At 57.1% G+C, this 14246-nt stretch carries 5 protein-coding genes; all 5 read left to right on the top strand.

The genetic code is table 11. The features are described 5' to 3' along the window. Positions 1-121 precede the first annotated feature (121 nt). The 5 genes from KK131_RS16115 (at position 122) to KK131_RS16095 (ending at position 14147) form a co-directional block, all read left to right on the top strand. Positions 122-1780, top strand: coding sequence for a hypothetical protein (locus KK131_RS16115; protein ID WP_214557730.1), 1659 nt, complete (start codon positions 122-124; stop codon positions 1778-1780). A 1528-nt stretch (positions 1781-3308) separates the two neighbouring features. Continuing rightward, positions 3309-8471: a DEAD/DEAH box helicase gene (locus KK131_RS16110; RefSeq protein ID WP_214557729.1), complete on the top strand. Its 5163-nt coding sequence runs from the start codon at positions 3309-3311 to the stop codon at positions 8469-8471. After that, positions 8468-9676 (top strand): Druantia anti-phage system protein DruA, encoded by a 1209-nt coding sequence (locus KK131_RS16105; RefSeq protein WP_214557728.1) that lies wholly within the window; start codon positions 8468-8470, stop codon positions 9674-9676. The genes KK131_RS16110 and KK131_RS16105 overlap by 4 nt, the downstream gene beginning before the upstream one ends. Before the next feature lie 1457 nt (positions 9677-11133). Next, on the top strand, positions 11134-13680 hold the full coding sequence (locus KK131_RS16100; protein ID WP_214557727.1) for a hypothetical protein: 2547 nt from the start codon (positions 11134-11136) through the stop codon (positions 13678-13680). A 296-nt stretch (positions 13681-13976) separates the two neighbouring features. Beyond that, on the top strand, positions 13977-14147 hold the full coding sequence (locus tag KK131_RS16095; RefSeq protein WP_214557878.1) for a hypothetical protein: 171 nt from the start codon (positions 13977-13979) through the stop codon (positions 14145-14147). Positions 14148-14246 lie beyond the last annotated feature (99 nt).

Raw genomic sequence — 14246 nt, 5'->3', positions numbered from 1 at the left:
GTCCGAAAAAGCCGGGCCACCTCAGGCTGGCCCCGTCCCCTGCCTTTTTAGACTCAGTATGGCCGACACGCGCCCCATGGTGCCCTTCGTCCTCGAGGCCACAAACCGACTTCTAGTAGACATGCGCATCGTGAGCCCCGAGTATCGAAGCACGGGCGTGTTTCGTGACCACCTCCGAGAGTATGCAAGGAAGCTCGATGGGCTCGCTGCTGAAATGCGCAACAACAGCTTGGCTCAAACCATCCATCAGCTGGAAGACTTCGCAGGAGTCAATCTTCGGTGGGACGAGGTCGTGCTGTCTGGCTCAGCGCCGGCGTTTGTCCGCAGCACCCGATGGGCGGTTGGCGCACTCGATGTCCTGATACACAACGACACCTACATCAACGCCGAGTTGGCTGACCCCGCCCGTGCGCCGACGACCGTTGCCGGCTGCATGGACTTTGGCTGGTCGCCTCCTGCCAGCGACATCCAGCAACAGTTCGGAGGCGAGTATTACGGCATCATTAACCTCGAGCATTGCGTGGCTGCTGCCAATGCCCAGGCGGCAGACTCCTTCGCGCGGCTGCTTAGCATGTCCGGGTACGTGCAGTTGGTGCAGCTCGCTGCGCTGTGCCGGCACCTCAGCACCGAGCCGACGCAAAGCGAATCCGTCCAACTGGCGCGCCCACCTTTGCTGACGTATTTGAATGTCACTGACAAGAGGGTACCTGTGACGAGCCACTGGATCTTGGATTTGGCACAGGTCGAGGGCGAAGGACTCGAGCGAACGCGCGACTGCTGGGCGAGCGTGCGATTCAAGACGCAGCCCATTAAGCGAGGCGAGCAGTTGCAGTATCGTCTCGTGCTGCGCACATTGCCCGATGGCATGAGCTATACCGACTACTTCAGGCCCGGCTACGAACACGAATACACCCAGCCAGTGGACCCTGCGACTCCACGCGAGCGAACGGGGTTCATGTACCTATCCATCCTGCGCGCAGGGGCGGCGCTTGACACGGCCGTCCTTCAAGATTGGACTGCCAGCCCTCGCGAGGCGCCGATTCGCCCGCTGGAGCAAGTCGCCACCTTGAAGGCGCACACGTACAACTGGTTCGTCCCCGTGGCGGACGACTTGAGCGCTGCGATGATCGCGGAGCCCTCAGAGCTGTCCCGCCTCCACCAGATTGTTCAGGCCGTGGAGACGTCGGGCCTGGCCTCGAAGCCGGGTGCGGCCGTCATGTCCAACCCAGACTTCGGCGCAGACTCGGCGGCCAGCGACGTACTGAAGCGATCTGCGGTCGACTTGACGAGCCAGCCCTGGACCTTGGGGGTGTACGAACAGCGTGACCCGAGTTGGAGCGCCAGGGAGGAGCGGGTTGAGCGCGTTCAGGTTCGGTACTTGGTGGACTGGACGGAGGATGACCTCACGGTATCTCTACAGGTCGTCAGCACGGCGCGAAGCCTCGTGATGTGTGTTGTCCTGGAGGAGCAGTTCGTCGCCAGTCCAAACATCATGGAGACAGCGGCGGAGGTGCCGATGGACTGCTTGCTGACGTACGTGCCGGAAAGCTTCTTTGTGCAGGAGCGCAAGGCCACGGTGCAGGCCGCACAGGCCGTTGCCAAGAACATCCCTCGCGCCGGCATCGACTTGCCCCACCCACCGAGGCCGTCGGAGGTGGAGCTCGGGCTGGTCAGCCCGGCCCAGATGGCAGACGTTCTCAGCGGAATTCGTGCGACCCAGCCCAACAAGTTCGAGACGTTGATGGCCCACGTCAGGGAGGAGCTACGGCATCGGATTTGAACGCGTTGCATTCTTTCTGGGTGTGGTTCGGTCTGACGCCGCTGCTGAGCAGTCTGGATGTACGAAGCCGAGACTTCAGATAGAGCGTTATCTGACTCATTGGCCATGCCGCTCATCCTTGTGACCCGTAGTAGAACGGACGTCGCCAGGTGACACATCCCGTGTGGTGGCTACACTGGAGCACGGTGACAACGCCTTCGGAGATTGAAGGGTGGCACCTACAGTCCACGCCATCCGGGGTGCGTAATCTGAGTGCGCTCAGTGAGTTAGGCTCTATCCGGCGATAGTCAGTCCTGCTGCAGGTCCACGGTGTGCGATCAGGCGCGGGCCGATGACCGGGTGCCCTTCAATGAGTGGGGCAAAGCGCAGTATCCTCACCCTGTGCCAAGGGGGCGCGTGATAGGGGGAGCAATGAAATGGATAGTTGTCTTGGGCGCCGCTCTTGCGCCCGCCGGTTGTGATGCGCGCGTGCCGAGGACTAGCCAGATCCACCTAGTTCCATCTAGCTAGTCGCGCACATGCAGAGCCAAATTCAATGCGCAGCCTCCCAATCGATTCCTCTCGATTGGTTGCTGGCTCCCAGAGAGCAGGATCGCGCGTCACTCGTAGAGTTCGCGCGCGGAACCCTCTGCAGCCTCTCAACACAAGAAGACGGGAGCTTCGCCCCCGTCCACGTCTCGCGGATCCATCGATCTTTCAAGAGGCTCGGGGCAACTGAGTTGTACAGGGGCGGGTTGAGGCTGATCCAACTTCTGCGTGAGGCCGAGCCACTTCACGGTGGCTATTGGCTTCCTGCGCCTTACCGAGTCGTTGAAATAGAAGATGAGTTCGTGTTCATCGGGGCAACTCCAAATGTCCATGGGTTTCTTGGTGAGATAAGGATGGAGGGCCTCGGCCGGCTTTTGGCACCGGACGTTGCCAACCGCTTCCCACATCAAAGTCTGGGCGGCTGGATGGACCTCGCGACTCAGGATCCATCGACAACCGTTGCTACCTTTATGGCGGCGCACACGCGTGCGGAGGCTAGGACGTCAAATCTCACAGACGTGACGTATTTGAACCTGATCTCACCGGGTACGACGGGTCGGAGCCTTTTTCAATGGTCCGATAGGGTCGTCGGGACGCTAGCCGCTGGGCAAATCGCGATCTGCAGGCAGCTGCGTCACGGACGTAAACGCTACTTTTCAGCGAGCTTGGGAAGGGGAGGCATCGCTACGGAGGCCCCCATTGATATCCCAATCACGAGATTGCTGTTCGCCATTGCTCGCGAGGTGGGAACGCCCATCAGAGCTGTCGCACGGCTCGACGAAAAAATTGTTGAAGTCACGGTAGGTGAGCGTTTGCCTATTGAGGAATTTCGACTTGCGCTGCTCGTGTCGAGAGAGATTGTCCGGGCTGGTCAATCAACCACATATCGCATTTCTCCCAAGCTGGCACAGGCGTTTTGCGCGAGGCTTGCACTACTTGGATGTGCCTTGGAGACACGACAGTGACTCAATCGAACTACTCCGTCCACTCGGTGCACAAGATGCTTTTGGAGACCTTCCATCAGTATTTGAGTGCCCAGTACCACATTTGGGACGAGTGGCTAATCAGCGAGCGCGATCGGATCTTTGACCGGGTTGGAACCACATACCAAGAGCCGAGACTTGAAGCCACCCCGCAATATGCGGAGGGGAACCCCTACTCGGAACTGGCTATTCCGAAGGAAGCGAAGTCGATTCTCGACTGCGCAGCTGGCGAAGCCGGTACAGGTATACCCAAGATTGCCTATTCGCATCAGTGCAGGGCAGTTGAGCACTTCATCGCAGGCAGGGACTTGATCGTTGCAACAGGAACAGGCTCGGGTAAGACGGAGAGCTTCCTCATGCCCATTCTATGCAATCTGTCGATCGAGTCGACGAAGAGGCCAGATTCGTGGTCAAAGCGTGGTGTCCGAGCCATTCTCCTTTATCCGATGAATGCGCTGGTGAACGACCAACTGGGTCGCCTCCGTCGTCTATTCGGAAATCCGGTGGTCAAGGCGGCGTTGCAGGGAACTAACACGCACGGTGCCACGTTCGGCATGTATACGAGCCGATCACCTTACCCGGGACAGCGTACATCGCGGAAGGACAAGGTTCGCGTTGTGGGGGAGATCGACAAGCTCTACTTCGATGGTATGACCGATGACTATCGAACGCGCCTGAAAACCGAGGGCAAGTGGCCTGCCAAGGATCTGGAAGCCTTTAAAGAGTCGAACCTGAAGACCGGGCCATGCGATGCCGAGCTCATGACACGGCATGAGATGCAGGATCACGCCCCGGATCTGCTGGTTACCAACTACTCAATGTTGGAATACATGATGCTCCGTCCGCTGGAGGCGCCGATCTTCCAGCAAACGGCGGAATGGCTAGCTTCGGATGAAGAGAACCAATTGACTATCGTCCTAGACGAAGCTCATATGTATCGAGGTTCTGGAGGCGCAGAAGTTGCCTATCTGCTGCGTAGACTACAGTCCCGGCTTGGCGTGTCGCGCAACAGGATCCGCTTCATACTCACCAGTGCAAGTCTTGGATCGTCAGATGAAGCTAGGTCGGACATTAAGGAGTTTGCCGCCAAGCTGACAGCGGGCGAGCCGTCCAGGTTCGAACTCATCACCGGAGACATCAATCGCCGAACGGGCGGTACTCCTGCGGATGGGCTGACTCAAAGAGCGCTAGCAGCATTCGACATCTCGCTTATCCTCCAGGCGTCAACGAGCCTCGCCGAGGCGCGGGCAGCGCTCACATCGTTCGCAGGGGCGTTTGGACTCTCGCATGAAGCCCCTTCGTTGGAGCTTGAGAGTCTCCAGCAGTATGCCTTTGAGATCCTCGAGCGTCTTCCGGTTGCCGCGCTGGTATCCGAGAGGCTCACGAACACACCGGCGACACTAACGGAGTGCGCGGAAATTGCCTTTCCATATGAAGATGGGAGGCTTTCAGCCATAGAGTCGTTGTTAGCCCTCATGGCTTTCGCTAAAGACATTAGAAAGAGCCGTCCCTTCTGCCCAATCCGGTCTCATCTTTTCTTCCGTGGTCTTCCAGGGTTGTTCGTATGCACGAACGCCGTGTGCGGGAACGACCACACCGCAAAGCCGCACTTGCTTGGGAGATTGCATCCTTCAGAAACGCTTCGGTGCGAGTGTGGATCGCGTGTCTACGAGCTACTGACTCACAGATCTTGCGGAGCAAGCTATCTACGCGCCTACATGCAAGGCGCAGATGGGGACTTTCTCTGGCATCAAGCTTCAAACGGTACATGGACCGAAACCAAACTTCTGGAGTCGCAGTTCTATGTGGTTCCCGAGGCTGAAATTGCGACTGTTCAAGGTACGTTGGTCTGGCTACATACACCAACCGGGCAACTGGTTCCGGAGCCTCCTGCTGGGGCCGAGAAAGGTCAGTACCTTGCGTTGCTTCGTCCCGATACGGTAACCCGCGACCATGGGCGGATAGTCTTGAGCTTCAAAGGAGATTGTCCGGCATGCGACCAGAGAATCAGGCCTGATGCGCCACTGGCGATGGATCTCGCGACGAAAGGTGAAGCCCCCTTCGCGCATATCATTCGGGCTCAGGTTGCGACCCAACCGATTACCCAACTCCAAACGCCGCAAGCGCCTAATGGTGGTCGGAAGACAATCGTCTTTTCAGACGGTCGCCAGAAGGCGGCACGGCTTGCACGTGACATCCCGAGGGAGATCGAACTCGATGTGTTTCGGCAGACGATCTTCTTGGCTACGCAGGTGCTGCAGAACATAGGTCGGCATCCGCGCTTGAATGACACTCTGTATGTGGCGTTCCTCAAGTGTCTCCTTGACCACAATCTTCGGTTCTTCGACGGCGATGATCGGATCAACCTTGAGAACGACTTGGATAGCTTCGTCCGCTTTTTTGGCGGTGATGTCGACGAGCAATTGAGGGACAGCAGTCTGTCGCCTCCCCCGAGTTACTGGGCAGTACTTCTCAAGCAGCTTGGAACACCGTTCTACTCGGTAAGTGCACTAACGCTGGGTTACGTAGCACCTTCCCCCAAGCCTGTATATGCAAAGATTCTTGCAGACCTACCGCAGGTACCCCCAGCCGAGGTTGAGGCCATCGCGGTGGCTTGGATCCAACGGCTGCTTACACGTTTCGCGTTCGGAAAAGACATCCCAGATGGTGTCCGCGGCCAGGCGTCGCGGTACCCCCTCAAAGCTTCTGTGGCCGCTGATGGGCTCTCTCAGCGGCAGAAGGAATTTCTTAAATCAAAGGGTTTGAACGTTGACCAGGTTGTCGACTGCCTGGCGAAGAACCTGTGCGAGACCAAGCCCGACGGCTCTCTGTACCTAAGACCGTCGCACTTGATTCTGCGGCCGGCTCTTGATGCGCATTGGGCGCAGTGCCCCCGATGCAAAACAGTGTCGCCCATGCTCATTTTCGGTTGTTGTCCGAATTGCATTAGCCCCGACGCAACATTGATCATTCCCGATACGACCAGCTACTTGAGGGCGCGCAAGGGCTTTTGGAGGGATCCGGTTGCCAAGGTGATGGCTGGGTCACTCTCGCCTATGAACATAGATGTCCAGGAGCACAGTGCACAATTGTCGTACAAGGATGCAGACAACCCGGCCCCGACAACTGAAATCTTTGAGCGCCAGTTTCGCGACATTCTTCGATCCGGCGAGCGCGCGGTCGATGTATTGAGCTGCACGACTACCATGGAAGTGGGTATCGACATCGGCTCACTGATTGCGGTATCGATGCGCAACGTTCCTCCGATGCGACAAAACTACCAGCAACGAGCAGGGCGTGCCGGCAGGCGCGGATCGGCAGTCTCGACGGTCGTGACGTACGCCCAATCTGGTGCGCATGACGCCTACTACTTCCGGAATCCGGACAAAATTCTGGCAGGCGACCCACCAAAGCCCGTGCTGGATACATCGAATACCCGGATCGCTGATCGACACCTCCTGGCTCAGCTTCTACAGGATTTCTTCCGTCCGTTGGCTGCGGGCTCCGGCACGGGCGACATCTATACCGCTCTCGGTGACACCTGGAATTTCTTTCATTCAAACGCGCCGACCGCGTTTGACGCGTTCAAGCGTTGGGTGCGAAGCTCTACCGATGGGAAAGAGTCGCTGGCTCGGGCGCAGCGGTGGCTGCCAATTGGACGGGATGCCATGCAGGTTGCTGAGTCAATGATCGCAGAACTGGAACAGAAGACGCCGACCTCCAAAGAGGGTCTCGAGTCGAGCTTCATTGAATTCCTGTTCGCTCGTGGGCTGCTTCCGTCATACGCATTCCCCACGGACCTTTGCTCGTTCCAAATTCAGGCGTGGGCTCCAGGCGAGGGTTTTCGCATTGTCGAGCAAGCGCAACAAAGCTTGAACGTAGCACTTTCGGAGTATGCCCCGGGCCGTCTGCTCGTTGTCAACAAGAAGACCTATCGCATCGGCACAGTGGCAGCATCGGGTCTTGATACCGAAGTTGATCGTGCAGCCGCCTTGTTTGATCAAAGCAAGGTCTATCGCCATTGTACGCAGTGCTCCTACACGGCTGGCTTCATCTCGGGAGACGACGGCGAGCGAAAGTGCCCACAGTGTGGGGCTGAAGCGCTCCGCACCATGACGGTGATTCGTCCAGAGATGGTGTTTCCGAGCGGGCGAAGGGAAATCGACGAATACCAAGACCAGGTTTTCAGCCGGGTCACTCAAGCACAGTTGCCGCTTCCTGAGGCGGATCGGAAGATTGAAACTAGGCCATTCGGGCGGTATGGCGGCCTCGTCCCGCGCCGCAAGCAATGGCTCATCGTTGTGAATGAAGGTGACCCGGATTCGACGGAACCTGGTTTCTGCGTATGTAAGAAATGTGGAAAGGTGCTGGCCGATGGTCAACAGCAAGGCCCTCATAAGCGTGACTACTACATTCGGTCGACTGGGGCGCCGGTGCCGCAACAGTGTGACGGTGAGTTCGAGCAAGTATTCCTTGGCTATGGCTTTACGTCGGATGTGTTGCTCCTTCGAATCGACCTCTCGCAGCCTTTGCGGTTTGGCATGCTGTCACGCCGCGATAGAAAGCCGATGGAAGATGCGCTGCAAACGCTTTGCGAAGCGCTCACCCTATCCATTGGGCGCGTGCTCGATATCGATCTACACGAAGTCAGCGCAGGCTACCGGTTTGGCAACGATGGGGTGTCAGACTTCGCCGACATCTTCATCTACGACACGCTAGCTGGTGGTGCGGGCTATGCACTGCAAGCTGGTGACTCCTTCGCCAAGGTGTTTGAGAGCGCCAAAGCCCTGTTGACTAGCTGCAATTGCCAGGCGTCGTGCGAAAATTGTTTGCGTCACTATGGGAACCGCTTCAGTCATGGAGACTTGGATCGCGAGCTCGGAGCAGCCTTGGCCCGGTACATCGAGGAAGGATTTGTTCCAGCTCCGTTTCCTGAAAAGGTTCAGTCATCGGTTCTTGCGCCACTTGTCGAGATGGTCAAACTGGCGGGCTGGGACACGTCCCAGGAACAGAGCGGGACAACGGTGTCGCACGGTGGCAGAAGGTTTCGGTTAGCCGCCTGTCCCTCGTTGCGTGCCTGCGATTCGACGACGGTACTTGCCGATGGTCTGACAGTGCTTACATTCACCCCGTACGAACTGGCACGGGATCTGCCTAGCGCCTTTGCGGAAATGAAATGAGCAAGGGAAAAGTCATCGGTCTAGATGCAAGGGAGGCGCAACTCAAGCGCCTTGTTCGACATCATCTGCATGATCTGGGCTTCCACCGAGATGCGGAGGGGCGTCTACAACCGCCGAGTCTCGACAAGGATGCGTATCGACGCTTCCACCGTGGGCAGAGGGAAGAGAAGCTCACCTCGAACTTGGCCTGGTTGGAGAAGCGTCAGGATGCGTTGATACGGTGGTTCGCAAACGGTGCAGAGATCAAGCCAAACGCGATCCGCCCAGAATTGGTACTGGTCAAAAGTGGGACATGGCAGTCTGACTTGTTCCGCATGGCGTCTCTCTATTGGCAGGTGCCAGTCTCCGATGGCTACGGTAGACGCATGCGGTTCCTTGTATGGGATCGAGCGCACGACAAGCTGATCGGAATATTTGCTCTCGGCGATGCGGTATTCAACCAAGCGGCGCGGGATGCGGTGATCGGTTGGGATCACAATCGACGATCTGCGGCGCTCGTTAACCTGATGGACGCCTACGTCCTCGGTGCTATACCACCTTATAGTCACCTTCTTGGTGGAAAGTTGGTCGCATCGCTGATCAGATCTCGAGAGGTTGTCGATGCGTTCGATGACAGGTATGGCGACTCCGTAGGTTTGATCTCCGGGGAGAGGAAGCACGCAAGATTGCTGGCAGTAACCACCACCTCCGCCCTAGGGCGTTCATCTATCTACAACCGCCTTCAACTGCAAGGTCGGAAGATCTTCGAATCAATCGGCTTCACATCGGGATGGGGGCACTTCCATTTCTCTGGTCGAGTTTTTGATGAACTCCGCGCGTACCTTGAATATGCTCAAGATGAATACGCAACTGGCTTCGAATTCGGGTGCGGCCCAAACTGGCGTATTCGCGTCATACGACGCGCACTCGAGCGGCTTGGGATGGATACAAAGCTCGCTCGGCATGGGTTTGTCAGAGAAGTATTCCTTTGCAAGATTGCGAGCAACGCGGAGGCGTTGCTTCGGGGCGATGGGAAACGGATTCTATATGGCGGCCTTCCGACTGTTCGTGAGGCCTCGACCGCGGCACTAAATCGATGGGTCATCCCGAGAGCTGAGCGAGACAGTCGATACCTCGACTGGCACGCCTCTGATCTATTGGATTCGATTCATGGAAGGCCAATTCGCAAGGCTGTTGAGCGGACGTCCTATGGAATGGGCGACTGACACCGTTGGAGAACACGTCAGAGCGGGCACCCCGGAGGCCTACGGGTATGCCTTGCGATGCCCTGTTTGCAAAGCAGCCGTCTATCACCGAAGTGGCGCCTATAACCGCCCTCACTTTGCTCACTACAGCGGAAATTCCAATAGGGAGTGTGAGCTCTACGACCCAAGAATAGGTGGCCAAGTCGGAGCTTCAGGTTCACAGCCTCGGCATCTAGCACCGTCTGGCTTCGGAGCTCCAGCGCTCATCTGGGTGGATGGGGAGCTTGCCTCCCTCAACTTGCGGTTTCGTTTGCCCAAGTTTCCCGATGGGTATGCATCTAAGCTAACCATCACCTCGTCGAGTGGGAAGCGCACGCTAGTTGGTGAGGAACTGACACGCACGGTGCTCGTCTCAATTCCTCTGCGCGAACCTCCGGCGATGGTCAAGACAAGTCCGCCGGACCTCGCGATAGAGATGCGGTTAGAAGATGTCTTCAGCCAATTTCGACTGTCTGGGAACTACTTCCGAACGGTGATGAACGGTGGAGTGCTCGAGAACCCGGACGCGGCGCTGGAGCTCGGCGAGGAGTATTTCTATGTCTCCCAACGTCCGTTCCCTGAACCCTCTCCATCCGCACTCAAGATTGCAGAGCGGAAGGAGCACCGTGGGTGGTGGGTTTATCGGGTGCTTCTGCGGGACAGCCCCGACACACGGAATGATGATATTGCGGACTTAAGGTCTTACCTAGGCAGGTCTGTTGTTCCACCAAAGCCGCGGGTAGAAATTATCTGGCCGCCGGCGTCTCGATTCGACACTGATGGTACGGCCGTCTTCGCGGCAACGGTGAAACAGCTTGTCGCTAGGTCCGATGGCGGGCCACCGAATGTTGAGACAGGCAGCGGGGCCAAGGTCGCGATCGGTGACCTTGGCGAAGGGTGTTATCAGATCACGTTGAATACCCCAGAAGAAGACGCGATCGTTTGGATGTCCTCGGGGACAAGCCGGCGACTTCGTTTCGTAGAAGCATCTCTGGCGGCGCCTAGGGGCGTAATACTGACTGCGGCAAATGATAGAGCAGACCTCGCTTCTATCCCTGCAGCCGAGGTTGCGCGTCAATCCGGGGCCATTGAAGTATCGGTTCCATCGGAACGGCTCTGGCGCAACGCTCGCCTCAATGGGAATAGATTGAGTCCTCTTCCGAATGGGGGGAGCCTTACTCTCGAAGGCCCGCTTCAAGACCTGCGATTCGGATCATTCGGATCTGTGGTCAGCGCACACAGAATCACCAACAACTGCGTCAATGAAAGTCCGTGGTACACAAAGATAGACCGGATCGTTGCCACTACTGTTGGGTTGACTGCTTCAGAAGCCCTGAAATCTATCCGTTGGAAGCATCAAGCTGTTCGATGGGCAGTTGAGAACGACGCCATGCGTCTTCTCCCACTTGTGCTGTCTGCACTCTCATCTGAGGTGAGCCGTGGCGTTTCTTGAGATCGATCCGAAGAAGTTCGCAATCCTGTTGGCTCGAGGCACGCACGAGGGCGAGCTTAGGAAGTTTTTTGTCGAATCCAGGGCGCAACTTCTCTTGAAAGGGGCAAAGGTTCAGAACATGCCTCACGGTCGCGAGGAGCGCGTTAGAGCGATATCTGAGAGGTTTCCTCCAAAAACAGATGAAGTCTTGCGGGCTTGGTTCCAGAAGAATATTTCACTAGCGGATCCTCTGGCGCCTGAAGAAGTGCTGCTGTACCTGGGTGCCTACTTCGATGAGGGCGAGCCGCTCCCAGAAGCAGAGGCGCAAGTGATTTGTCGATCTGCGTTGGTGTATCTGGTCGGCGACACGCCCAACGCTGATCTGCTTCACCTCTTGCAAAGATCACGTGATCCCCACGTGGTGGGAGGAACTGCGGTTCCTCTGCCCGAGAAGGTCAGTCCTCCGCCGGAGCCGGCCGAGGCGTCGATGCCGAAAATTGTAGCGATTGGTCCCGAGAGTAAGACAGGACCAGAAAAGTTTCAGCTTGCAGAGCTACTTGCGGCGATCATTTCGGGCGACGAAGGGGCGATAGACAGTGCACTTGTCCCATTTGCCGAGAGCACGCAACTGATGGTTGAGGCGCTCCTACGTTTACGCGAAGGAGATGTTGAGGCTGCGAACGAAAAGCTCAAGCTTCTGGGTGATAATGGGCCGGAATCAGAACTTCTACGCAGCGCGCTAGCACGCACGTCACACCACCGGGATTCAGGCGCAGCTCCGACAGGCGTTCGCACGGAGATCCCGGCGCCACTGGACGAAGATCCCCACACCGACGCATACGAAATTGTTGGCATCTACACGAATGAATCTGACACTGGTGCGGTGTTTGTTAAGCCACTCTTCGTTGTCCTTGAAGGGAAGCTTCGTCAGTTAAACGATGTTGCTCGCGACCGGTTGTTTCCGGATAGCGGCTCTGTGATGACGTTCAGGTCGGTATTACGTAGGCCGCTCAGGAGGAGGGAACTTGTCCACTGGAAGGTGTCGGAGCGCGAAGGAGTCGAAGGCAAGACTCGGTTCCACCTCGAATCCGAACTCGGTCCGCTGATTGAAGCTGTACGGATCCAAGTTCCAAGTGGCGATGCGGATGAAGTACGTCGTCGAATTAAAGTGTATGCCACTGAGGGGCGTGGGCAGTTGGGCCAGCAGGTGATGTTCCTGTTGGCAGACGGAGTGGCTATCGTCTCGCCGAAAGGTGTCGACTTTGCGCGCGACGAGGCCTTTGAGTCGCCGTGGCAATCATGGGGATCCCTTGAGACTTGGCTCATAGAAGGGCATCAATACTGCCTAGAGGCTTCGCAAGGCGCAGCGTCTTATCTTGATCTATCCCCACTCGATGCGGCATTCAGAAAGCTGCTGAAGAGCCTTGACGCAGAGCAGAGGCTCCCCATAACCAAGGCTCAACGAAACGAATTGACCGCGCGGCTTCGTGCCCAATCAGGAAGCGAGATCGCGTCGCGCGCCAAACGCATTGCTGACTCAATTGATCAGATATCGATCAATGAGGAGGAACTTGATGCAGTTTTGAAGCTGCTCGGATCGCGAGAGATAGTTGACCGTCGCGTGGACGAATTGATTGCTATAGAACATGAGAAACGTCAAGCGGAAAAGGTGGGGCTACAAGACGAAATATCGTCGCTCAAGAAGAAAAAACTGGAGCTAGAGAAGGAGGGGCACCACATCGAGCGAAGCAACCGAGCCCAAGTGGAGTCTGCTTCTGCCTCTGTACGAGAGGCATTCGCTAAGGCGGTTCGAGAGGGTGCTTCAACCTTGGCGAATGCCGAAGTTTTCAAGCTCCTCGTGGGCGGAGTTGAAAGTCCGACCGGACGGCTGGTGCCAGTCGACGACTCTGGAAAAGTGGTCGACTGGGTCAAGCGCGGAGCGCTCTCTCAGGGAGATGTGATTGGCCGGCTCTCTATGCTCGGTATAAATCGACGGCGAGCATTTGTACTGTCCAGACTGGTTGGTATTGCAGCAGCAGCGGGCGTTGCTCTGATTTTGAAGGGCGGAATGGCTCGACAGTGTGTGCAGACTCTTGTCCGTCAGGACCGCGAAGTCGTTGCGATCGTCGATATTTCCATGGGTCTTACGTCCAGTGACTTCATGCGCCAGACACTCACGGATCTAGCTGAGCTTCAAGGGGTTGCATTCCTCAATGCCGACCTGTCGCCAATCGAGATCTACGCGGCAGAACTGATTGACTTGTTGGTGGAGCAGGCAATGCTCGGTGTGCACCACCCGAGACCAATAATGCTCTCGTGTATAGGGGGGGACTTTTCCATGTCGATCCCTATCGCGTTACGCCGACTTTCCCTCGTCCTGGACCTCGACTTGGATTGGGATGAGAACCAATTACTGCTTGATCAGGTTGAAGCCGACTCACTTCTGCTACTGCCGGCGTTACAAGAAAGGCTTTCGAGCGCTATTTCGGCTACGAATGACGATGATCGCAAGTACATCGAACCTGCACTTGTCAACGCATTACATACTAAGTGATCACGCAGTCACCATCGCTATGAAGCTGATAAAGTGACTGGATGAGCCCGCCGCTCGTCTTCAGAACTGCCGACGTCTCCCCGGTTTTGGATAGCGCCGTAGTTTGGAGCCCAGCTCTCTGGCCGCCATCCGCAGTTGTTGCGTTTTGCCTCGCGCGGCCCCCAAAACAAGACAAGATGCGCCCTTGTGTGTTCGATTTGGAGTGCTACTTTGGTTCCACACCAAGCTTTGGGGCGGTTACCCACCATGCTCAGGTATCAAGAACCCTTCTAGCGAACACATGGTCCATGGTGTGGATGGAAGCCCGCCTTGTGCGGGCTTTCTGCCGTATGTCCGACGCCGGCATCGCGTGCACGTACGGGGCGGCGTTCGATATGAAGAAGGCATTGAAGCGGGCGGCGGCGTTGCGGGGCGACCCGTGGGACGGCATCGGCACGTTGCGGCAGTTGTTGCCGGAAGATGTGTAGCCGGCGGGAACTCGCCTCCTCCGCTTGCAGGGGAGGCCAGACCGGGTGACGCGGTTACTTCAGAGCATCTCGAAAAACTGCCGCCGGGATGACGAGCAA

Source organism: Rhodanobacter sp. LX-99, from assembly GCF_018599185.1.
Classification (GTDB): Bacteria; Pseudomonadota; Gammaproteobacteria; order Xanthomonadales; family Rhodanobacteraceae; genus Rhodanobacter.
Note: the sequence above shows the minus strand (reverse complement) of the source record. Positions and strands in the feature narration are given on the sequence as shown.